Origin of the sequence: Gramella sp. MT6, assembly GCF_019357415.1 — a bacterium.
In the GTDB taxonomy this organism is placed as follows: Bacteria; Bacteroidota; Bacteroidia; order Flavobacteriales; family Flavobacteriaceae; genus Christiangramia.
Map to the genome: position 1 here is coordinate 3036905 of NZ_CP048410.1, position 22932 is coordinate 3059836.

The 22932-nt window shown below is 37.2% G+C and carries 23 protein-coding genes; 11 read left to right on the top strand and 12 right to left on the bottom strand.

The annotated features are described in order from the left end of the window. Positions 1-7: 7 nt before the first annotated feature. A complete protein-coding gene (locus G3I01_RS13645; protein WP_257710609.1) occupies positions 8-421 on the bottom strand; it encodes a DoxX family protein in 414 nt (137 codons plus the stop codon). A gap of 308 nt (positions 422-729) precedes the next feature. Between G3I01_RS13645 and G3I01_RS13650 the strand changes: the two genes are divergently transcribed. Next, positions 730-939 carry a hypothetical protein gene (locus G3I01_RS13650; RefSeq protein WP_219548762.1) on the top strand — a complete coding sequence of 70 codons (210 nt, stop codon included), beginning with the start codon at positions 730-732 and terminating at the stop codon, positions 937-939. Positions 940-1004: 65 nt separating this feature from the next. Here the strand turns inward: G3I01_RS13650 and G3I01_RS13655 are convergent, their stop codons facing one another. Continuing rightward, on the bottom strand, positions 1005-1505 hold the full coding sequence (locus tag G3I01_RS13655; RefSeq protein WP_219548763.1) for a GreA/GreB family elongation factor: 501 nt from the start codon (positions 1503-1505) through the stop codon (positions 1005-1007). Between the two features lie 134 nt (positions 1506-1639). Here G3I01_RS13655 and G3I01_RS13660 point away from each other — a divergent pair, with 134 nt between their 5' ends. Together G3I01_RS13660 and G3I01_RS13665 are read left to right on the top strand one after the other, a co-directional pair. Next, the gene (locus G3I01_RS13660) at positions 1640-3451 is read left to right on the top strand and encodes an SLC13 family permease (RefSeq protein WP_219548764.1); all 1812 of its coding nucleotides are present in this window, start codon (positions 1640-1642) and stop codon (positions 3449-3451) included. Positions 3452-3475: 24 nt separating this feature from the next. Beyond that, entirely contained in the window at positions 3476-4714 is a 1239-nt protein-coding gene (locus G3I01_RS13665) for a glycosyltransferase (protein ID WP_219548765.1), read from the top strand. Between the two features lie 78 nt (positions 4715-4792). Here the strand turns inward: G3I01_RS13665 and G3I01_RS13670 are convergent, their stop codons facing one another. After that, positions 4793-6127: an aspartate kinase gene (locus tag G3I01_RS13670; protein ID WP_219548766.1), complete on the bottom strand. Its 1335-nt coding sequence runs from the start codon at positions 6125-6127 to the stop codon at positions 4793-4795. A 100-nt stretch (positions 6128-6227) separates the two neighbouring features. On the opposite strand from G3I01_RS13670, the gene G3I01_RS13675 reads away from it, so the two are divergent. Continuing rightward, positions 6228-6872, top strand: coding sequence for a hypothetical protein (locus tag G3I01_RS13675; protein WP_219548768.1), 645 nt, complete (start codon positions 6228-6230; stop codon positions 6870-6872). Here the strand turns inward: G3I01_RS13675 and G3I01_RS13680 are convergent, their stop codons facing one another. Continuing rightward, entirely contained in the window at positions 6873-7025 is a 153-nt protein-coding gene (locus G3I01_RS13680) for a hypothetical protein (RefSeq protein WP_219548769.1), read from the bottom strand. A 135-nt stretch (positions 7026-7160) separates the two neighbouring features. On the opposite strand from G3I01_RS13680, the gene G3I01_RS17135 reads away from it, so the two are divergent. Continuing rightward, on the top strand, positions 7161-7292 hold the full coding sequence (locus G3I01_RS17135; RefSeq protein WP_257710611.1) for a hypothetical protein: 132 nt from the start codon (positions 7161-7163) through the stop codon (positions 7290-7292). Here G3I01_RS17135 and G3I01_RS13685 read toward each other — a convergent pair. Genes G3I01_RS13685 through G3I01_RS13695 form a run of 3 tightly spaced genes read right to left on the bottom strand, consistent with a single transcriptional unit; the run spans position 7289 to position 10334 of the window. Beyond that, a complete protein-coding gene (locus G3I01_RS13685; protein WP_219548770.1) occupies positions 7289-8362 on the bottom strand; it encodes a transporter substrate-binding domain-containing protein in 1074 nt (357 codons plus the stop codon). The two genes, G3I01_RS17135 and G3I01_RS13685, sit on opposite strands and share 4 nt — an antisense overlap. A 43-nt stretch (positions 8363-8405) precedes the next feature. Beyond that, on the bottom strand, positions 8406-8864 hold the full coding sequence (locus tag G3I01_RS13690) for a 3D domain-containing protein (protein WP_219548771.1): 459 nt from the start codon (positions 8862-8864) through the stop codon (positions 8406-8408). Positions 8865-8870: 6 nt separating this feature from the next. Next, positions 8871-10334 carry a Gfo/Idh/MocA family oxidoreductase gene (locus tag G3I01_RS13695; RefSeq protein WP_219548773.1) on the bottom strand — a complete coding sequence of 488 codons (1464 nt, stop codon included), beginning with the start codon at positions 10332-10334 and terminating at the stop codon, positions 8871-8873. A gap of 198 nt (positions 10335-10532) precedes the next feature. Between G3I01_RS13695 and G3I01_RS13700 the strand changes: the two genes are divergently transcribed. Both G3I01_RS13700 and G3I01_RS13705 read left to right on the top strand, forming a co-directional pair. Continuing rightward, positions 10533-10964, top strand: coding sequence for a peptidylprolyl isomerase (locus tag G3I01_RS13700; RefSeq protein WP_108171597.1), 432 nt, complete (start codon positions 10533-10535; stop codon positions 10962-10964). A gap of 144 nt (positions 10965-11108) precedes the next feature. Beyond that, positions 11109-11519 carry an OsmC family protein gene (locus G3I01_RS13705; RefSeq protein ID WP_219548774.1) on the top strand — a complete coding sequence of 137 codons (411 nt, stop codon included), beginning with the start codon at positions 11109-11111 and terminating at the stop codon, positions 11517-11519. Between the two features lie 43 nt (positions 11520-11562). Here G3I01_RS13705 and G3I01_RS13710 read toward each other — a convergent pair whose 3' ends face one another. Genes G3I01_RS13710 through G3I01_RS13720 form a run of 3 tightly spaced genes read right to left on the bottom strand, consistent with a single transcriptional unit; the run spans position 11563 to position 14923 of the window. Next, complete coding sequence (locus G3I01_RS13710; protein WP_257710612.1) at positions 11563-12282, bottom strand: N-formylglutamate amidohydrolase; 720 nt, start codon at positions 12280-12282, stop codon at positions 11563-11565. Continuing rightward, a complete protein-coding gene (locus G3I01_RS13715; RefSeq protein WP_219548775.1) occupies positions 12249-13469 on the bottom strand; it encodes a glutamate-cysteine ligase family protein in 1221 nt (406 codons plus the stop codon). The genes G3I01_RS13710 and G3I01_RS13715 overlap by 34 nt, the downstream gene beginning before the upstream one ends. Further along, entirely contained in the window at positions 13469-14923 is a 1455-nt protein-coding gene (locus G3I01_RS13720) for a RimK family protein (RefSeq protein WP_219548776.1), read from the bottom strand. The genes G3I01_RS13715 and G3I01_RS13720 overlap by 1 nt, the downstream gene beginning before the upstream one ends. Positions 14924-15038: 115 nt before the next feature. Between G3I01_RS13720 and G3I01_RS13725 the strand changes: the two genes are divergently transcribed. Then, positions 15039-16325, top strand: coding sequence for a membrane dipeptidase (locus tag G3I01_RS13725; RefSeq protein WP_219548777.1), 1287 nt, complete (start codon positions 15039-15041; stop codon positions 16323-16325). On the opposite strand, the gene G3I01_RS13730 is transcribed toward G3I01_RS13725, so the two are convergent. Beyond that, on the bottom strand, positions 16326-17180 hold the full coding sequence (locus tag G3I01_RS13730) for an SdiA-regulated domain-containing protein (RefSeq protein WP_219548778.1): 855 nt from the start codon (positions 17178-17180) through the stop codon (positions 16326-16328). 504 nt (positions 17181-17684) lie between these two features. Between G3I01_RS13730 and G3I01_RS17140 the strand changes: the two genes are divergently transcribed. Together G3I01_RS17140 and G3I01_RS13735 are read left to right on the top strand one after the other, a co-directional pair. Next, positions 17685-17819 carry a hypothetical protein gene (locus tag G3I01_RS17140; protein WP_257710613.1) on the top strand — a complete coding sequence of 45 codons (135 nt, stop codon included), beginning with the start codon at positions 17685-17687 and terminating at the stop codon, positions 17817-17819. Between the two features lie 298 nt (positions 17820-18117). Next, positions 18118-20427 (top strand): transglycosylase domain-containing protein, encoded by a 2310-nt coding sequence (locus G3I01_RS13735; RefSeq protein ID WP_219548779.1) that lies wholly within the window; start codon positions 18118-18120, stop codon positions 20425-20427. On the opposite strand, the gene G3I01_RS13740 is transcribed toward G3I01_RS13735, so the two are convergent. Then, on the bottom strand, positions 20424-21938 hold the full coding sequence (locus G3I01_RS13740; RefSeq protein WP_219548780.1) for a DEAD/DEAH box helicase: 1515 nt from the start codon (positions 21936-21938) through the stop codon (positions 20424-20426). The two genes, G3I01_RS13735 and G3I01_RS13740, sit on opposite strands and share 4 nt — an antisense overlap. 309 nt (positions 21939-22247) lie before the next feature. Between G3I01_RS13740 and G3I01_RS13745 the strand changes: the two genes are divergently transcribed. Continuing rightward, positions 22248-22871: a Crp/Fnr family transcriptional regulator gene (locus G3I01_RS13745; RefSeq protein ID WP_257710614.1), complete on the top strand. Its 624-nt coding sequence runs from the start codon at positions 22248-22250 to the stop codon at positions 22869-22871. Positions 22872-22932 lie beyond the last annotated feature (61 nt).

Below are 22932 nucleotides of genomic sequence, written 5' to 3' on the forward strand. Positions count from 1 at the left end.
AGTGCTGCTATTTTCTATTTTGTAAAAGGTAATCCAAAGAATACTTTCCTCCTCCGCAAATTGCTAAAAGTAAAAATCCGAACATGAAAAGCAATGGCAATTCCTGTTTTCCAAAACCATCGGGTACATGAACAATAAATGCAGCAACAGCCATGGTAATAATAATAGGGATCGCTGAAAATCTGGTGAGAAAACCAAAGATTATAAAAGCAGAGCAGATGAATTCCGCGAATACTGTCAGGGTAAAACTTACAGTTTCTCCAAGACCCAAGGGATCGGCAAATTTAATTTCATCAGGCCCAAACAAGGTCAAAAGCTTTGGGAACCCATGGGTTAACATTAATCCAGCTATTGCTATTCTAAAAATTAGTAAGCCAATATCCACATTGAGTAGGTTAAGATTTGTTTTATAAGAATTCATCAGGTTATAATTTTAATTGTTTTAAAGGTAAAAAAATATAGCAGCCTCAAACATAGTATTTTATAAAATTGTTCTTATTAAGTAAACAAGCATGCAGGAATTAGGGGTAATTATAATTTGAATACAATGGTATTGAACTGACATTTTTTAAATTTTTCATTGATTAAAATATGGTATTATATCGATCTGATTCTGGAAGTGGAGAAATATCAACTTAAGACTGAAAAGTGAAAAATTAAGTTACATGTCTTTCCAAATCAATTTCAGGGAATTGCATTGGCCGCAGAGGTTCTGGGGGAAGTTTCCAGATGTTTTATTTTAAAGAAAACAAAAGTCTAAACGGTATAGGCAGAATTTCTGTAAATGTAATTGATGAGAATGAAAATATTGCAGCAGAATTTCTAACTGGAGGAAATGGATATTTTACCTATCTCAGTTTTAAACGAGGCCATTACATCGGAAAAATAGACCAGAACCAATTTGAAACTCTCAATTTTAAAGGTTCAGTTGAAAAGTAATTTACTATAGAAATAAACAAATTAGGAGGCATCGCAGATGACCTGGATTTTCGTTTGCAAAAGGGTTAGTAGTCTATTTTTAGGATCTTGAGTTTTCTAATTTCATTCCCAAGTTTAAAATCTACCTCCTCACCTACTTTTTTACCGGTAACAGCTTTAGCGATAGGTGCTACAAAAGCGATCTTTTTCTTTTTGATATCAGCTTCATCTACTCCTACTATTTGGAATTCCTGTAACTGTCCCGAAGTTTCGTTTTTCAGTTCTACATGAGCCCCGAACCTGATCTCATCTTCAGGTTGATCTTTTGGATCCAGCATTCTGGCAGTATTCAGCCTTTCTGATAGTAGATTTATTTTACCATCAATTAAACTCTGTGCCCGTCTCTTTTCGGTATCATTTTCGGCATCAACATGAGCTCTTGCGAATTCAAGATCCTTCAGTTCATTTTTCAGTTCTTCTAATCCCTTTGGAGTTACATAGTTTGTTTCTCCCTCTGGAATAGCAGCTCTCGGCGGAACCAATACCGGTTCTTCCTGGTCTTCTTCTTTTACAAATCCTCGGCTCATGATCAATATTTATATTTCAAGCTATGAAATTAAAGTTGAATCTGGCAATTCTTAAACTTATAAGAATCATAAATATTTCTGAAAGAATAATCTGAAGAAGAACTAAGGACTAATTTTATAATAAGCCTTTCATTATGAGCCAGGAGATCATCATACTATTTAGCATAATCATTATCGTGATTTTTCTATTCGCCTTGGAGGTCTTCCCGGTAGATAAGATCGCGTTCTTTATTATGGTAAGTCTTCTGCTTGCGGGATTTATTTCTCCCGAGGAAGCAATTTCCGGGTTTTCAAGTCCTGCGACTATAACCGTTCTGGCCTTAATGATCATAGCCATTGGGCTGGAAAATAACGGGGTTATAGACTGGCTTGCTAATGGTATGAAAAAATTAAAAGGATTACCTCTACTTCTCATGGTACCGGTTTTTATGTTCATCGCCGGTAGTATTTCAGCGTTTATAAATACTACCGCCGTGGTTCTCGTTTTTGTGAAGATCATAGATGAACTGAGTGATAAGTACGATATTCCCGAATCTAAATTATTACTACCAATTTCTTTCGCGGGAATCATTGGCGGAAGTTGCACCTTAATGGGTACTTCAACAAACCTTATTGTTAATGCGGTGGCTATTGAACGAGGGGTGGAACGGTTTAGTTTTTTTGAATTTACCTGGCTTGGGGTGATTTTCTTGGTGATTACCATTGTCACTGTGAGTATTCTTATTGGCTTTCTACCGCGGAAAAGGAAAAGTGATATTTCAACCGATTATGACCTCGATGAATTCATTACCAAGGGAATCATAAATAAGAACTCGAGACTCATAGGAAAAAACATCAATGAAATTTTTGGATCAGAAGCTGAAGATATTGAAGTGATCAGGCTGAAACGAAAAGGAATTGTGAACGATCACCCTGGGAAATATACTACCATGAAAGAAGGAGATCAACTCTTGTTAAGGTGTAGTATAGAACAACTTATAAAACTAAAGGATTCTGGAGACATCGTTATTATAAAGAACTCTGATAAAAAAAGTGATGAACTTTTTGAAGGTAATCCTGATATCCTGGAAGATGATATCCAACTGGTTGAAATTTTAATGCTTCCAAATTCCCCGCTCATCGGTAAAAGTATTAAAACTGTTGGCTGGTATGATCTTCATGGTGCCTCTCCATTGGCAATAAGAAAAAGGCGGAACCTTAGAAATCCAGGGAGAAGAATCTTCGACAAACAATCTGATGACATAGAATTAAGAGTTGGTGATCGCTTACTTGTGGAAGTAACAAATTCAGATCTTCTGGAATTACAGAAAATGGATGATATCACCATTTTAAAACAGCATCATGATATTAACATTACTACTAGATACAAAAGGAACATTTCCCTTGGCATTCTTCTTTTGGTCATTGGATTATCAGCCTTTTCTATTTTCCCTATTTTAAAAAGCGCCTTGATAGGCTGTTTTCTTATGATCTTTTTAAAATGCATAGATCTTGGTAAGATATATTCCCAGGTAAACTGGCAGATCATATTCCTTCTGGCAGGAATGATTCCATTGGGGGTTGCCATGGCTAATACCGGGGCCGATCAATGGATCTCTGAAAACCTTTTAAAATTGTTCGATAATAAAAGTAATTTTATGGTGATAGGTTTACTGTTTCTGGTAACCATGTTTTTAAGCGGATTCATCTCCAATAATGCAACCGCCATTATCATTGCTCCAATAGCTATTACCATTGCCGCAAGTTTGAATCAGGATCCTAAACCTTTTATCCTGGCGGTACTCTTTGCTTCTAATTTTAGTTTTTTCACTCCTGTAGGTTATCAAACCAATACTATTATCTACGGAATGGGAATTTACAGGTTCAGACACTTTTTCCTGATTGGCGGAATTCTTTCAATCGTTCTCTGGATAACCGCCAGTTTTCTGCTTTCGGGCCAGTTATAAAATGTTATTTTTGAAAAAAATCCAATGCCAAGACTTCTAATTATTGGTTACGTGTGGCCTGAGCCCAAATCTTCAGCGGCCGGCGCCAGAATGATGCAATTAATAGAGTTTTTCAAAAAAGAAAATTACCAGATCACCTTCGCTACCACGGCCAGGGAAACCGACAACAAGGTCGACCTTAATTCACTAAGCATAGATTCTGAAAAGATCAAATTGAATGATCCTGAATTTGATGATTTTCTTAAAGAATTAATGCCTGATGCTGTCCTTTTTGATAGGTTTATGATGGAAGAACAATTTGGCTGGAGAGTAGATAATATATGCCCCGAAGCTATTAAAATATTAGATACCGAAGATCTGCATTTTCTTCGAAACGCCAGGCAAAAAGCTTTTAAGGAGAATAGGGAGGCAAAAGATATCTATCGGAATTCGGAATTGGCAAAAAGAGAAATTGCAGCTATTTACCGGAGCGACCTGAGTTTAATAATTTCGGAACCTGAAATGGAATTGCTTAGATCGGAGTTTAGAATACCGGATGAAATTCTTTTCTACTTACCCTTTATGCTTAATCCAGTTAAGGAAAAAGAGCAAGGAGAACTTCCAGTTTTTGAAGCCCGGAAAGACTTCATAAGTATTGGCAATTTTCTCCATGAGCCAAACTGGAACGCGGTATTGTTTTTAAAAGAAAAGATCTGGCCAGACTTGAGGAAAAATTTACCAGATGCGAAAATGAACATTTACGGGGCCTATCCAACTCAAAAAGTTTTGAATTTACACAATCCTAAAGAAAATTTTCTTGTTCATGGTTGGGCTGATAATTCAAACCTGGTAATGAAAAGTGCTAGAGTTTGCCTTGCCCCTATTCAGTTTGGTGCTGGTATTAAAGGGAAACTGGTTGAAGCTATGAAAAATGGAACTCCCTCGGTCACCACTTCTTTTGGATCAGAAGGGATTTCAGACTTTAATCACTGGAATGGATATGTTTCTAATGAGACAGACAATTTTATCAGAAGGTCAAAAGATTTATATAGTAATAAAGAACTTTGGCAGGAAAAACAAAGCATCGGGTTTGAGATCTACAATGAAAGATTCAATTTAGATTTCCATCATGAACGCTTTAGAAAGGTTTTATTCCAGATAATTCAAGATCTGGAAGATCATAGGAACGCAAATTTTACCGGTAAAATGTTGAAACACCATCTGCATAAAAGTACTTATTTTATGTCGAGGTTTATTGAGGAAAAGAACAGGAATAAAAATTAAAAAACCGCCAGTGGCAATACCTCCCGACGGTTTTCACTACACAAAAAAATTAAGTTTAACCAAATGTTCGTACCAGATTTATAGAGATCCTACTCCTTCAGTACTAAAAAGCTTTTTATTAAGTTTTTGCAGAACTTCGACTTTATTTCTGGTATCTACCAAAAGGGAAATATTATTATTACTTCCTCCGTAAGATATCATCCTCACTGGGACATCCTGAAGAATTTCAAACAACCTGGAAGTACCGCGATCTTCAATAAGCCCCTCACCTACTACACAAATAATACTATGGTTAGCGTCAACGCTAATCTCGCCGTAATTATCCAGTTCAGATAGAATATGGTCCAGATTCGTGCAGTCATCTATGGTAAGCGAGATCGCGATCTCTGAAGTAGTGATCATATCGATCGCCGTTTCATATTTATCAAAAATCTCGAATATTTTTTTCAGGAAACCATGAGCCATCAACATCCTGTTGGATTTGATCTTTATTGCAGTAATTCCATCTTTTGCTGATATAGCCTTTAATCCTTTTCTTTCGGCAATTGCACTAATACAAGTCCCGGTAGCTTCCGGAGTAAATGTATTTTTAAGGTAAACCGGAATATTCTTCCCTATCACCGGAGATATAGTTTGGGGATGAAGGATCTTCGCTCCAAAGTAGGCAAGCTCTGCGGCTTCCTCAAAACTTAATTGTGATACCGGATGCGTATTTTCTACAAATCGCGGATCATTATTATGTAAACCGCTAATATCTGTCCAGATCTGAATTTCGGAAGCTCTAATGGCAGCACCTAAAATAGTGGCGGTATAATCGCTACCACCCCTTTTTAAAGTACTGATTTCATTTCGCGCATCCAGCCTTACAAATCCCTGGGTAATTAGAATATCATTTTGAGAAGATCTTTTTAAACAATCGTTCAATAACTCCCCAATATGTAACGTATCAGGATTTTCAAGGTTACTTATATGCATGAATTCTTTGGCATCCAGTAAAGTATTTTGGATACTTTCGAATTTTAGATAAGAGCTGAAAATGAAGGTCAAAAGGCTTTCACCTGTGGTCAATATGGTGGCCTCAATATTCTTATTCCATTCAGCAGAACAGATTTTTTCGAGCTGTTGAATTTGAGAATCTATATTTTCTTTGACTGAAGAATTAAGCGTAGCATCGGTGATAAGCTCATCAATAAGTCCAAAATGCTTAGATCTCAGTTCCTTTATTTTTTCCGAATTTTGAGAAAACTCATGATTTCTTACCTGATCTGAAATTTCAACCAGCATATTAGTTACTCCAGACATCGCCGAAAGTACCAGTAATTTACTACCCGGTTGATTAAGAATAATTTCCTTTACATTCCTGATACTTGGGGCCGAGCCAACAGAAGTACCTCCAAATTTTAAAACTTTCATATCTCTTTAATTCAGGCTGCATAGGTATTATTTAAAGCAAGGGAGGCAAAAATTATATTTCATTTTATATACATTTGTACAAAATGTTCAATATTTAACAATGAAGACGATTACCACCTGCGTTCACGATATAATTCGACATCAGCCATTCCTGGATGATGCCATAGCCCGGGATATTGTAAACTTCAGCGGATTAGCTGCCGATATTCAGCCTCAGGTAGAAAAAGAGATGCGTAAACCGGTAAAACAGGGAAGTATTATCATGGCTTTAAGGAGGTACGCTCCCAGCAGGACCAAGGTAAATATGCAAAGTCTTCGCGAACTGGGTGACATCATCGTTAGATCTGGTATTACGGAGTATACTTTTCTTAACTCCAAAACCATTATTTCAAATAAAGCTAAATTACTGGAAGCAGTAAAGGACCAGACAGGCGTATACCTTAATTACTCAAGTAATTATCAGGAAAGTAACATCCTGGTTTCATCTTCACTGACAGATCTTGTGGAAAAGTGCTTTAGAAATGAAGTTCGGGTTTCCGTCAAAGAGGAATTATCTTCAATTACCATTGCCTTACCAAAGAATAGCTCGCAAACGGTAGGTTTATATTTCTACATTTTTAAATTACTGGCTTATGAAGGGATTCCAGTATTTGAAATGATCTCTACCTCAAACTATTTTGCTTTGTTTTTGGAGAAGGAATATATAAACAAAGCCTTCTTACTCATGAACGAGATCAAACAGTAGTTACCAGTATTCATAATAAACACCGGTCATGGCCACCACAGCCACAAGAATAATGATCGTAATGGCAATATAAATCACCTTATTATTTACCTGGCGAGCGGTTCTTAAAAATTCGATCTCCGATTTCCTGTCTGTATGGTTTCGGGTTCGCATATAATATTTTTTTCAAAAAGAATTTTCAATATACTAAAAATCAACAGCTTAAAATAATTTGTCTTTAAAGTTTTCATAATTAAGAACTAATAATGGTTTTCCAGATATATTTTTAAAGTCTAATTCTTATGAATCATGAAAAACATTCTAAGAGCTATTTTAGCCGGTTGGGGAGCAAAGAAACTTGGTGGAGGCTGTGGTTGTTTAGGGATAGTTATTATGTTTATTATACTCTGGATCCTCCTGGGATATTTAGGACTTAATTAATTATAATCTTTAATAAGGTTAGCCCACTCCATACTTTTAAGGGTCCTTACCAGGATAGGATCAATCTTTTTTAATAACCTGGAATCCTTAGGAAAAGCATAACTATAATAATCCTTTTTAAGGCTCTGGCCAAGAATCTCCAGATCATTTGAAAGGTCTAGTCTCTCGATCTCGAATTTAAGTATGGGTTCATCATAAACAAAAAGAGTTGTTTTATCATTTCTTACTGCATCTAAACCTTCGAAACCATTACTCACCAGGTTATTTTCAATATTATAAAGGTCTAGCAATTCCTGGGAACTTGAACTTTTTACGGTGGTGACATCAAACCTTTCAAGGTCTTGAATATTTCTAATTTCCTCATTAATACTCTTCACGGTTAGGGATGAAGCAATGCCTGCAGTAAAGCTGGAAATGATGATCACGGCCATGAACATCCAGATCAATCCAACAACTCTTCCTCCAGTAGTTTTTGGGGCTTTATCTCCATAACCTACTGTAGTCATGGTCACAGCACTCCACCAGAAACCTTGCATTATTCCCCTGATATTCCCACCAAATTCTTCCTTATTTTTCTCTCTTTCAAAAGCCCACACTAGGATTCCGAAGATCAATATCACAAATAATAAAAGACCAATAACTGAAAAGAAGTCCCAACTGAAAAAATTCTTCAGATGTTTCAGAAATGTAGATTCCTTTTTCTTTACCACGCTGGTGTGAGAGATGAAGTATGGCTGCGAAAACTCCATTCTCTTCATTCGGTTGTCTGTTACGGTAATAGGATTAACACTCAGGTCTACTTCACCTTTTTCTATCGCATTTAGAAGACTTTCTAGATTCTTATATTCCTTGAATTCATAGGTTGCTTGTAATTGCTCATTAACCATTTTCCAGGAAGTGATGCTTAATCCTGAAAATCCATTAGGACGTTTTTCTACGAATGGCGGAGTTTCGGTAACCCCAATAATTAATTTTTTATTCGTTTGAAGCGAATCAGGTTCCTGTGCAATGGATTGAAAAGAACAAACTATGGTGAAAAGAAAGAAAAGGATATGTCTAACTGCTGGCATTGATAGAATTTTCTTCGAATATAATAAACATGGCATAATCGGTTTAATGGGAAATTGAGTCCTTGTGGAATATGTAAGCAATATTCAGTTTCTTTCTACCAAATTCTCTAGCAGCTTCTACGTTTTTACCCATATAAATATCTATTCGATTTCTCCAGCGATAATGCATTTTATCCTTTACCAGAAAAACACTGTCAAATCCTTCAATTTTAATTTTGGAATTATGGTCCAGTCCCATCCTCATAAGATCGCGTGAAACAGCTACGGCATTCATACCCGGCCTTAGCGTATCTCCCCAGGCCGTAAGCATGGGATGACCTTCTGTTTGACTATCAACAGAATTATAAGCCGTTGCTGTCACACAGATTGTATCCCAATCTACTTCATCACCTTTCATATCCCGGTCCTTGCAGGAAATTAGCAGCAAGATTAAGAATAGTCTGCTTAATAACTTCAGGAAATTCCGAAGCTTATAAAAGTTTGGATGAATCCATGTTTTCATATTATTTTATAAGGTAAAACCATCTGGATATTCCCTTTTCACGAACTGGTTAGCTTCGTCGAAGTTAGTCACTTTCATATTTTCAGCGTCCCATATCATTTTAATATCTCTTCCAGGATAATATATCTGCTCTTCTCCATTCTCATTCTTTCTGGTCTTCTGAATATCATAACCTCTAATGGCCAGGTTGGCAATTAACAAGGATTCTGTAAGTGGACCGGCAATATCGAATGGTGAACTTAATGGTTTTTCTCCATATCCAGCGATAGCGGCTTCCACCCATTGGGCATAATGCCCGGCCATACCACCTTCTACCCTGGCATATTTTTGTGGAACAGTCACTTCCTCTGTTTTAGAAGTAGGTAGTAATCGAGGATTCAGTCCATAAGTACCGCACATCATTTTACCTTTAGAACCAATGATCAGGGCTCCGTTACCACCATCTCCAAAAGTTTCTTCTGGTCCTAGCTCTTCAGGTCTCATTGGTTTAATCCCACCATCCATCCAGTGCATGGTTATATCTTTGGAATTTTCAGACTTTCCATCAAAACTCATGATCACATGACTGGAAGGCGGACAACTTTCCGGGAAATAACCTCTTTGAAATTCGTCTACGTAAACACTACCCACACTACACTCAACATCTTTAGGATATTTCAGGTCTAAAACACTAAATGGAGGTTCTATCAAATGACATCCCATATCTCCAAGGGCGCCGGTACCATAATCCCACCAGCCACGCCAGTTAAAAGGAACCAGGCCATCTACATATTCTTTATAAGGCGCGGTGCCCAGCCATAATTTCCAATCCAGTTCAGAAGGTACAGCGGTAGAAGTCTGCGGCCATGGTATTCCCTGTGGCCATACAGGTCTATTGGTCCAGACATAAACTTCATCTACTTCTCCAATAATCCCGGTATCATACCATTCCTTCATTTTACGAACACCATCCCCAGAAGCTCCCTGGTTTCCCATTTGAGTCACCACTTTATATTTTTTAGCAGCTTCAGTCAACTGCCTGGCCTCATAGATATCGTGGGTCAAAGGTTTTTGCACATAGACATGTTTACCACGCTCCATAGCCGCCATTGCCTGCACAGCATGATTATGATCTGGGGTGGAAACAGAAACAGCATCAAAATTCTTGGATTCCTTATCAAACAGTTCCCGGTAATCTTTATAGTATTTCGCCTTTGGGAAACGTTCCCTGGAAGCAGCAGCTCTGCGATCGTCCACATCACATAAAAACGCTATCTCAGCTTTCCCGCTTTCATAAAAACTGGTAAGATCAGATTCTCCCTTTCCACCTACTCCTATTCCGGCTATCAACAATTTATCACTAGGAGCGGTAAAACCCGGTCCTCCGAGAACATGCCTGGGTACGATCATAAATCCTGTAGCCGCAATCGCCGACTTCTTCATAAAATCCCTTCGGGAAGCTTTATCAATTTTGCAGTTTTTCGCTTTCATATAAGAATAAGTTAGTTTGACAGATTTGAAGTAAAAAATTCTGGAATTATTATCCAATTTACTGAAAATATGACAAAATGTGTCATCATCGGATATTCTGTCGGGTTATTTGGCCTTCGGCAGGGTACTTGCACCTTAACCGATAAATGGCTGAAAATTAGTTTATAGCCAAAATTAAAATTGAAAAAAATACTTTTTATGAGTCAAGTTAAGCAAAATGACGCCGTTAAGGTACATTACACAGGGAAATTAGAAGACGGTCAGGTTTTCGATAGCTCAGTAGAGCGTGGAGAGCCTATAGAGTTCACTTTAGGACAAGGTCAACTAATACCAGGTTTTGAAGAAGGTCTTATCGGTATGGAAGTTAACGAGAAGAAAACTATCAATATACCAAAAGAAGAGGCATACGGAGAACCAAAAGCTGAATTAATCCAGGAAGTTGAAAAAAGTCAACTGCCAGAGGAGCTAAAGCCTGAGGTTGGAATGCCATTAGTATCTAAAGGGCCTGATGGTCGTGAGATCAATCTTGTGGTAACAGAAGTTAAAGATGAAAGTATCGTAGTTGATGCTAATCATCCATTAGCTGGTAAAGATCTTGTTTTCGATCTTGAAGTTGTTGAGATCAAGTAATTAACAAGCATAGAATATAGAAAAGCCTGGAAGTTTTACTTTCAGGCTTTTTTATTTTACCCCTTATTGGTTAAGGTTTTTATAATTCTTTTCTGTTTCAGCCTGTGCTTCTTAATTTAGGAGAAATCACTAAAAAATTAAATTATGAAAAGAAAAGGATCGGCCGTATGGAAAGGCTCATTAAAAGAAGGAAATGGAACCGTTAGTCTTGAGAGCGGAGTTTTGAAGGATGCGCAATATTCCTTTGAAACACGTTTTGAAGATGGAAAAGGTACAAATCCAGAGGAATTGGTTGGAGCGGCCCATGCAGGATGTTTCAGTATGCAACTTTCTGCTTTTTTAACTGAAGATGGATTCACTCCAGATAAGATCGAAACAACTTCTGAAATTACTTTTGAAGATGGTGAAATAACCAAATCCCACTTGATTCTGGATGCGGTTGTGCCGGGAATAGATAAAGAAAAATTTGATAAAATTGCGAATAAGGCAAAGGAAAACTGCCCATTATCAAAACTTCTAAAGGCTGAGATCACCCTTGAATACGATCTGAAATAATTAAAGAATATCAATTATAAAAAAGGGATCTTAGAATTAATTTTTAAGATCCCTTTTTTATTTCCTGTAGTGAACTGAATATTATTTTCTTTAAGGTTTCATCCATCCTATTGCTTTTCACCCATTTCTGATTTACCTCCAGTTCGATTCCCATATAATCTTTTTGAAATCGCTTTCTCAGGCTGGTTGTAAAACCATCAGCCTTTCCAAGATAGGGATAGTTAAACCTGATCCTTGTTTCGGAATGACCTTTTAAAATAGTTTCTTTCCATTTTAAGGCAATTTCCTGTTCTTTCTTTCTTCCAGGATCATACAGCAATCCTATATCACAATTACGCTCTATCCCATTTAATACCGGCGTAAAACTATGTACAGAAATATGAAGAACTTCATTCCCTACACCAATCAGTTGTGCAATATTATCCTCCACTTCACGGCGATATGGGTTATAATAGGTTTCCAGAATTTCCTTCTTTTCTAAGTCGGTTAAGCCTTTGCTAAATCTTGAAAAAAGGTTCTTGTGTCCTAAAGATCTGTTCGATTCAACCAGTAATCTGCCTATTTTTTGATGAATAGTATAATCTGCCAGTTCCACCAGGTCTGTAAAAAGATCGTAAGCACCGGGATCGTATGCTTCATGTGTTTTTAAAACTTCTAAGTCCGAAGTAAATAGCTCTTCATATTTTTCCGGAATATCCGGAAAAGCATGTTCACATGTCAAGACCAGTTTCATGGCCGGAACATTCTGTTTTCCTGAAGGCACTCTGCTAGTCTGGTATAAACCTTTTTTATATTGCCTTGGGAAAAGTCACTTCTCAAAGCTTTCAAGATCCTTGTAGATAGACTTCCATTCTGGATAAGGAATTCAATATGATTCTGTTGATCTTCAGTCAACTTCCCTCCTACTAATTCGTATATCTTTTTCCAAATAGCCCTTACGTCACAATCTCTATCCAGGTCAAAGATGGCGAGGTATTTTTTGTCTGTTATAAGCGTATTTTCAGCATTCTTAATGACTTCATCAAAGATCTGAAAAAGCTCATCTTCATGCCATGCTTTCTGATCATTCAGGGAAATAAGTTCTTCTGAAACCAGTAATTTCAAGGCTTCTATAATAAATGCAGCGATCGCAATATCTGCTGAAGGATTTTCCTGTATATCGATAACCCTAATTTCAATAGCATTCCTGTCGAATCTGGAAATAGCGCCACGGGAATTAAGGAAGTGATGGTCAAGGATCTTTTCAGTATCAAAAGGTTTGATAGCTTCTGTGATAGGTTCAAAAATGGTTTTGTAATAATCTGCTTTATTGAAGACCTGCTCGGGAATAACTTTTCCCGTCATATGTGGAATTTCCTTTTGATTGCTCTTATAGTAATGCATTCTGGCATCCTTATAACCGGTAAATTCACCGTCCAGAACAGGTGAACTAGCCGCAAGCCCTGGTATAATTGGTAACAAAATCCTTACAGCGGCATGTAATTTTTCAAATTCAGCATCATCGAAGAAAGGCAGGTTAATATGCATGCTTTGCACGTTACTCCAGCCATGACCCTTACAATCAAAGATCTTATTGTATAAAGCATATATCTTACTATAATGATGCTGCCACAAACGTGTTTCGGTATCTGGATCCATGAATGGATGAGCCGCGGTTGGAAGAAGACAGGTATCAAAATCTTCCAATAGTTGATTCATCTCCTGCACGTTCTCTGCAAATAATGCAGCTAAATGGTCGATATCATCTGTAGGTCCGTTGGTCTTCATTTCCACAACATGAGAAACCAATTCGTTGCTCCATTCTATTTTCCCATTTTCAACATCAGAAGTCAATGAGCCATTTTTTTTGGTAAGAAGCTTATCCACGATAGGATTCACTTTTAAATTTGATCTTTGAACCAGCATATATTCCAGTTCAATTCCATACACTTCAAAAAGGTGATATGCCATTATATTTTATTTTCCAGTCTGTTCTTGATTGCCGTTAAAATGTTCAGGTAAACCTTGTCCCCATAGTATTCATCCTCTACCCCGGCGTCTATATTAGGATTATCGTTGATCTCTATTACCAGAGCCTTATAATTCACCTCTTTGATATCGATGCCATAAAGACCTTTCCCCATAAGTTTCGCGGCTTTTATAGCGTTTTTCAGGATCTTTTCAGGCACTTCTTCTATGGGCAGACAATCTGCATTCCCATCTTGATCATCTTTCTTCTCTGCATCCCAGTTGTAGATCTGCCAGTGCCCCTTGGCCATATAATATCTACAGGCATAGAATGGCTTGCCATCCAGAATACCAATCCTCCAGTCATAATCTGAGGGCAGAAACTCCTGAGCGATCACCAGGTCAGATTTTTTAAGCATAGCGTTTACTACCTCAAAATATTCTTTTTCGGTTTCAGCCTTTTTTACACCGAATGAAAAAGTGGAATCTGGAGATTTCAAAACAACGGGTAAACCGGTTTTTTTCAGGACTGAATCTTTATTGTCCTTATGAACGATAATGGTTTTTGGTGTTGGAATACCTGCATTCTCAAGTGCTTCAGCCATAAAAACCTTATTGCAGCATTTTAAGATAGCATCAGGGTAATCTACCGTAGATATATCTTCCTGTTGCGCTTTCCTGGCAAAAGCATAAGCCTCATTATTAACTTCAGTACTCTGGCGTATCAATAATGCATCAAAAGCCGTTAACCTTGATAGGTCCTTAGGATGGATAATTTCTGTATAGAATCCCATCTTTTCTCCTAGCTCAACAAACTTTTTTAATGCTTTAGGATTACTTGGTGGAGCAACATCATCTGGTTGTACAAGAATTGCCAGATCATACTCAAAAGTTGTACTTCGCGGAGTATCATACCTTTTCTTTGCAAAATACTGCTCAGCAAAAACCAGCATACTTTCCTTATGCTCTTCGGGGATCTCAGATTCTGAAATAGCTTTGATACTTTTTATATTCCACCTGGTAGTGAAATTGAATTTTACCCGAAGAAAGGGAATTTGAAAATGACGAAAGAACATCGCGCTTAATTCCCTGTACTTTGCCGCCACATTCTGCCCAAAGTAAATACTTAAAGTAAATTCCTGGGATTTTATATTCTTCAAAGATTGTTGAAGGAGATCATCAAAATCTTCAGATACGATCTTTACTAATTTTGGTTCACCAAGGTCTACAATATTTTTAACGGTTGGAATTGCCAAATGCCCCCTTGCTTCCGCAAGAAGAGATACATAATAACCTTTAGACTGATAGGAATAATCCTTGCAAAGGTTAAATATCCTTGCTTTCTTAAGCTTAGAATATTCTGGATTGGTAAGGTAATCCTTAGAGGAAATGATCTTTAGATGTTCAGAAGATATCGTCCAGGTCTCAGGTTGATTAACAACTATATATTTATTCATTAAACAGTAAAATGTTTGTTCAAATGTAGATTAAAAATTAATCCATTTTTGGATTTTAAGTTTAGCTTAATAATAATTCTTACATTCAGTCCTTTAATTTCAAAAACCGCTGAAAATGAGACTTAAATTCACTGGGATCTTTCTATTTACAGGGCTGTTAACTCTTAATGCCCAAACTTCAGATAAAGAACTTATACAGAAAGCCCGGGAAATTCATGAGAATGCAATCACTATAGATACTCATAACGACATTAATGTAAACAATTTTACCGAGGCTAAAAATTATACCATGAACCTGGATACTCAGGTAAACCTTCCGAAAATGGAAAAAGGCGGTATAGATGTGACCTGGCTTATTGTTTACACGGGACAAAAAGAGTTGAATAAGGAAGGCTATGACGCTGCGTATGAAAATGCAATTAGCAAATTTGAGGCAATCCACAGGCTTACAGAGGAAATAGCTTCAGATAAGATTGGCTTAGCTACCACTTCGGATGAAGTAAGGAGACTGGTAAATGAAAATAAAAAGGTTGCCATGATCGGGGTTGAAAATGCCTATCCTATTGGCACCGATCTTAACCGAATTAAAGAATTTTATGATCGTGGAGCAAGGTATATGTCGCTTTCACATAACGGCCACAGTCAGTTTTGCGATTCCAATACCGGTGAAGAAAATGATGAATGGCTATATAATGGACTAAGTGAATTGGGTAAAGAAGCAATTGCTGAAATGAACAAATATGGTATTATGATAGATGTCTCGCACCCAAGTAAGGAAGCGATCAAACAGATGTTCGAGCTTTCAAAAGCTCCGCTTATAGCCTCGCATTCCTCTGCCCGGGCTCTATGTGATCATAGTCGTAATCTGGATGACGAACTTCTTGCCTTGTTTAAACAACACGGCGGAGTTGTGCAAACAGTTGCATTTAGTTCTTATTTGAATACCGAAAAGGATGAGGCATTTGCAGCTGCTTCTAAAGAATTATACGAAAAGAAAGCTGAGGAAATGGATATTGCAATTCTTGAAAATGATAGCATTGAGAAATTGACTCAGAGCGAAGAAGACCTCTATTATGAAAATATAGATAAGTTGAAGCTTGCCGCTAAGCCTGAAATTGAAGATCTTAAAATGAAAGTAACGCCAGTGAATGTTTCAGATCTGGTAGATCATATAGATTATCTTGTTGAAAAGATTGGGATAGACCATGTAGGTATTAGTTCAGATTTTGATGGTGGCGGAGGAATTGATGGCTGGCAGGATGCTTCAGAAACTCTAAATGTTACTATAGAACTGGTAAAAAGAGGTTATACCGAAGACGAGATCAAAAAGCTTTGGGGAGAAAACCTGTTGAGAGTTCTGGATGAAGTGCAGGCAATAGCAAGGGATATTCAGAAAGCCTGATCAATTAAAGAATTTCAATTCTATAATATTTGGAGCTCCACCTAAACCTTCATTGGCAATGAACATACGACCAGAAGGACTAAAACAAAGACCTTCAGGCTGAGAAAATTCTTCTGGATCTAATAAATGTAACTCTTTGATTTTTCCCGAATCTTTAAGTATAAGTAATTTCTGAAATTCAGCATCCAGAACATATAGTTCTCCTGTTACGGGATGGAAGCTAATATCTGAAGGTCTTATAAGTTTCCTTGGATTATTGGTGCGCAGGACATCAAAAGCGGGATCATTATAGTTGATCTTCACCACCGGATCATAATTCAATTTATTGGTTTTTGGATCAAAAGAATATATAGCTTTATAATCACCACGATTATCGAGGTTACGCTCCTTAACAGCTAACCATAGATCACCATCCTGTGTGGACGCCAAGCCCTCAATATTGTGGCGGTATTCAAAGTCCAAGATGAATTTTTCGGCATCCTTTTCAGCGAGATCAAGGTTCTTAACCTTGTACAATTTCCCGCTACTTTCTATCACCCAGTATTCTCCATTGAGAAAAGTTAGAGCTTCGTAATCTCCGGAAGGACCAAACTTATATCGTTTTACAATGCTGTTTGAGTTTAGGTCGAAAATAAATATAATGCCTTCCTCATCCTGTATGCAGGCAATGCGATCGTCGCTTACCCAATGAATTCCTGAAACTTCTTCAAGTTCTGAAGGTAATTCCCATTTATTAATGATCTTATAGGATTTTGTGGAATCCTTAAAATCATAATCGTTTTTTTCATAAATACCATAAATCGCACCGGCGATCACCAATACCATCATTATTATACCTACGGCCCATCTGTTCATATAAGAAGACTTTAAACTAAAGTACATTAATGAACAGCGCACGCAAAAAGATTAACAATAATTTGAAAACATTTAAAGGCCTTCCCTTCTCCTGTTAACTCACTGAATTTCAGTTGAAAAGTTAAAAAGTTGTTAAATCGGTACCTTTTATTACATAGTACTGTAACAGATTATTTTTCCTGTCGTCTATTTAATAGAAACAATCATTAAAATCATCAATTATGACAACTTCATCAGTTAACACAAAAAGTAGAAAATCATTTATGAACACTGAGGCTAATGCCGGTTCAATGAGCATCTTAAGCAGAAGAAGATTCGCTTAGTATTATTAAAATCATCATCAATCATCAAAAATTATCAATCATGACAACTTCATCAAAAAACACAAAAAGTAGAAAATCATTTATGAACACCGAGGCTAATGCCGGTTCAATGAGCATCTTAAGCAGAAGAAGATTTGCTTAGAAGAATTAAAATCATCATCAATCATCAAAATCATCAATTATGAGAACTTTAGATAGCGTCATCCAGGATTTCGGAAGAAATAAAGAAGGTGGAATTACACACCGCCGACCTTTTCTAAATCTGAAACATTCAGCAGGCTATTTCAATTGGCACGAGAAAAAGTGCTATGCGTAGTTGGTCGTAAAATCCATCTTACATGACGACCCGCTGAACCAGTTCAGATACGGGAGTAATACCAGCGATCTACCATAAACCTTGGCTGACTTAAAGAGCATTTATTAATGGTTCTGGCTGGGATTCAATCAAAACCAGGATCAATAAATTATCATCTACCTTATGAACACTATTGTAAATTAGTCGGTAAACTGAGGTTTGCCGGCTTTAATTTTTGGTTAAAAATGAATTAAAATATGCTTAAAATTGAAAGGTCTAGGATAAACATTTGTTTATTTGCAGCATTTACCCTGAACAAATGTTAGCAAGAATAAAAAGACATCCTAAACTAAAGTGGGCACTAATCATCCTTACCAGCTTAATCACTCTTTTCTTTTTATTTTTTGCGAGTATCTATTTTGGCATGTGGGGGAAGATTCCCAGCTCTAAGGAACTAACCGAATTAAAACAGAATAAAGCAACCCAGGTCCTTGCCGCCAATGGTGAGTTAATAGGTAAGTTCTATATTTTCGACCGGCAACCTATCAAGTTTTCTGAATTCCCGCAGCATCTCATTGAAGCCCTTATCGCTACTGAAGATGCGAGGTTCTACGAGCACGATGGTATAGACAACCGAAGTCTGCTTAGAGTGTTTTTCAAATCTATCCTTCTACAGGACGAATCTGCCGGTGGTGGTAGTACCATCAGTCTACAGCTAGCCAAGAATATTTATGGCCGGCGTGATTTTGGGATGTTCGGTATTGTTATAAACAAAATGCAGGAAGCAGTCATCGCAAAGAGACTTGAAGATATTTACACCAAGGATGAGATCATCGAACTTTATTTTAATACAGTTCCCTTTAGTGACAACACCTACGGAATTGAAAGTGCTTCCCTAAAGTTTTTTAATAAACATACTTCAGAATTAACCCTCGAAGAAGCAGCAGTTTTGGTAGGAATGCTTAAAGCCAGTCATTACTACAATCCAAGGATCTTTCCGGAACGCAGCAGGCTAAGGCGCGATGTGGTTCTTATGCAAATGGCCAGAAATAACTACCTGACCATGGAAGAAGCTGAAGAAGCAAAACTACGCCCATTGATCCTTGATTATAAAAGTTACAGCCATGATAAAGGTATTGCTCCCTATTTTAGGGAACAGGTAAGAAAAGATGTGAGCCAGATCCTGGATACTTTGAAGAACAAGGATGGTAAAAAATATAATATATATCGTGACGGCCTGATTGTTCATACTACTTTGAATTATGAAATGCAGCAACTAGCCGAGGAAGCAATGATTGAACATATGTCGCAATTGCAAGTGGAGCACGAGAAATCCTATGGCAATTACGCTCCGTGGATTCGCGATAAGAAGATCCTTAACGATGTCGTAAAAAGAACACCTAAATATCAGTCTTTACAGAAAGAAGGACTTAGTGAAGCTGAGATAATGAAAAGACTGGAACAAAAACATCCTACCGAATTATTTAGTTATGAAGATGGAATGGAAACCAGGAATGTAAGCACTATAGATAGTGTTGCTCATTATCTGAAATTTTTAAATTCTGGTTTACTGGCAGTAGATCCCGAAAATGGTGCTGTTCAGGCATGGGTTGGCGGAGTCGACTTCAGGTTCTTTAAATATGACCATGTTGCACAAAGCAAAAGACAGGTAGGCTCTACTTTTAAACCTATTGTTTATACTGCGGCTCTTGAAAATGGAATAGACCCCTGCTCCTACTTTTCTGTTCGGGAAGTAACTTATGAGGACGGCTGGACCCCCTCAAATTCGTCTTCAGAAGGTGATGATCCAAACATGAACTATAACTTAAAGACCGCTTTGAGCAGGTCTATGAATACGATCGCAGTAAAGGTTTTGATGGAAACCGGAATTGGAAATGTTATAGAGCAGGCCAAAAACATGGGAATAGAATCTGATTTGCCAGCAGTGCCCTCCATAGCCCTAGGAACAGCTTCTTTGAATCTTAGTGAATTAACTTCTGCTTATACCAGTTTTGTAAATAAAGGACATTATTCCAAGCCATTTTACATATCAAGGATAGAGGATGGAAATGGAAATCTACTCGCCGAATTCAAACCTGAAATATCCAGTGATAGAGCTTTTTCAGAAGACACCAGGAAGATAATGATCAATATGATGCAGGCCACAGTAAATGAAGGAACCGCTACCAGATTGCGTTATAAATATGGACTTCAGAACGATATTGCTGGAAAAACCGGAACTACACAAGACAATAAAGACGGATGGTTCGTTGGAATCACTCCTGAACTGGTTTGCGTAACCTGGGTGGGAGCCGATGATCACAGGATCGGTTTTAGAAATACCGGTATTGGCCAGGGGGCAAATTCAGCCTTACCGATTTTTGCCAGATTAATGCAAAAAATGAATGCTGATTCGAATTTCAACAATATCACCAATGCTAGGTTCGAACCTCTTTCCAGCGAACTTGCGGAAATGATGGAATGCCCTCCACAAGAAAGAGACAACTTCTTTGAACGCCTATTTTCTGGAAAGGACAAAGACAATCAAAAAAGAAACAATAAGAAGGAAAAGAAGAAAAAAGGATTCTTTAATCGTCTATTCGGTAAAAAAGATAAAGACAATAATTAGAATTGCTTATTGATCTCCATTCTAAGTTTACGCGAATAATCTTCTTCCAGCCAGTCCCTGTAATTTTTGGTGCTTTTACTAATGCAGTATGAGTATTGTCTAATCCTGGATGCAATATCATCTTTCAGCTCCTTCGCGAGGATTCTCGCATCGAATACATCTTCACTGTTCTCTACACACATTTGCACGTGCTGCTCCATAGACCATTCCAGTACCGCCTTAGATTTTAATCCTTTCTTTATGACTTCATCATAAGCTGCTTCAATATCAAAGGTTACATCTTCGGTCTTAGCGAATTGTTCCCGAACCTCTGGAGGCATCTGATATTGGAAATCCCTTTCGATCTCTTCATCGCTTAGAAGATTTTCAAAATAGAAATCTGGTGATCTAAAGATCTGTTTCCAGTCTACCGGCGTGCTCCAGTGACCAAATCTGGCCATATTATTACCAAGATCGATCACGTTGAATTCACTCTTATCTTTTAGTACACGAGATCCACGACCAATCATCTGGAAATACAGAGTCAGAGATTTAGTTGCACGGTTAAGGATGATAGTTTCTACGGTAGGTTCATCAAAACCTGTTGTAAGTATACTAACAGATGTAACTATAGCATCTGGCGTATGTTTAAACCATTTTAGGATATCTTTACGATCCTGCTTACTTGTAGTATTATCAAGGTGCCTTATAGGCAGACCGGCATTTTTAAATGTATGATATACTTCTACAGAAGTATTGATACCATTATTGAATATCAGTGTTTTTTTACCTCGGGACCTTTCGTAATATGCAGTAAGAAGCTTTTCCTGCATGCTGTAATTAGAATACAGCTCCTCTGATGACTTTACGGTATAATCCCCATTCATCCCCACTTTAAGATTGGTAAGCCCAACATTATAGCTGAATATGTTCGCTTTTGCCAGGAAACCTTTTTCAATTAGAGAGTTTATAGAGTCTCCTACAATAAGTTCTCTATAATTGTCTTTCATTGGTAGCTTGATATTCGAACTCAATGGTGTCGCTGTAACTCCCAGGATAAAACATTTCTCGAAGAATTTGAAAAGCTTTCTGAAAGAGTTGTAATGCGCCTCATCAATGATCACCAGCCCAATATCCTGGATCTCCAGTTTCTCGTCATTCAAACGATTGTTCAGGGTTTCTACCATGGCCACGAAGCACATATAGTCATCCTGGTCTGGAAGTTCCTTCACCTTAGAATTAATGATCTTGTTACGAACCCCAAATCCAGATAACATTTTGGATGTTTGCTTACAAAGCTCAATTCTATGGGTAAGAATAAGAACTTTTTTATTTGTCCTCTGTATATATTCTCTCGTCATCTGAGAGAAGATCACGGTTTTTCCACCACCCGTAGGTAGTTGATATAACAGGTTGTAGTTACCAGGGTGTTCATCTATTACCCCGAAAATTTTATTTATATCCTTCTGCTGATAGTCATATAATTTCTTGTCTACTTTCTTCTTTTCAATACCAAATGTTTCTAGCGCCATAGATTCCTTTATAAGTAAGCAATTTTGCAAAAATAAGGCATTTTATACTTTAGTCAAAAATTAATTGAGCAATAAGAAGTATTAAATAAAATATATCACATGGAAAATTATTGTAATTTTAAGCAGGTGATTTTATACTATAATTTTTTCAGCTTTTGAAAAAATAACATTTTACCCATCCCCCGGAAATAGTTCTAACTAGAAAATTCCGGAAGTTTGATCCCTGCAAATAACTTTTTTTCTAAGTATCAGTCAGTATTAAATAATTGCGAATTATTCGCTGACCTGAATGAATCTCAATGGCAAGATTTGCTAAAGGATTTTCATGAAGAAAAGTGGTTGAAAAACACCTGCATCATTAACCATCAAAAATTTCTTTTTCATTTCTATATCATCACTTCCGGTCGCATCAAAATGTATAATGTAGATGAGTTCAGTGAAAAAGAACACACCTTATTCCTCCTTAAAAAGGCTGATGTTTTTGATTTGTTTTGCCTATTTGATGGGGCAAAACACAGGGTTTATTATGAATGCCTTGATAATACAAAAGTACTCGCCATTCCAATGGACAGACTCAGAGATTGGTTGAATAAGAATCCTCACCAATATCAACACTTTCTTTCTTATGCTGGAAAGATGATGCGCGCATTAGAATCTAATGTCTCCCAGCTTATTTTTACGAACATCACTACCCGCTTGCTTAAACTTCTCCTTGAAAATGTGAATTCCAAATCTAAAAAGCTGGAATTAATCAACGACTTACCAAATAAAGAGATCGCTAATTTAATTGGTTCTACAAGAGCGGTGGTGAACAGACATCTACAGTTATTAAAACAAAATGGTTCTATAGATATGGCCAGAAATCAGTTGGAAATTAAAGATATTTCTCTGCTTTTAAAAGAACTGGACAACCAGAATAGAAATCAAAAATAAGTGTTTTGTGCTACTTAAGTGGTTTTTAAACAGGTGGTTACAATGTATATTAGAGTTTCAT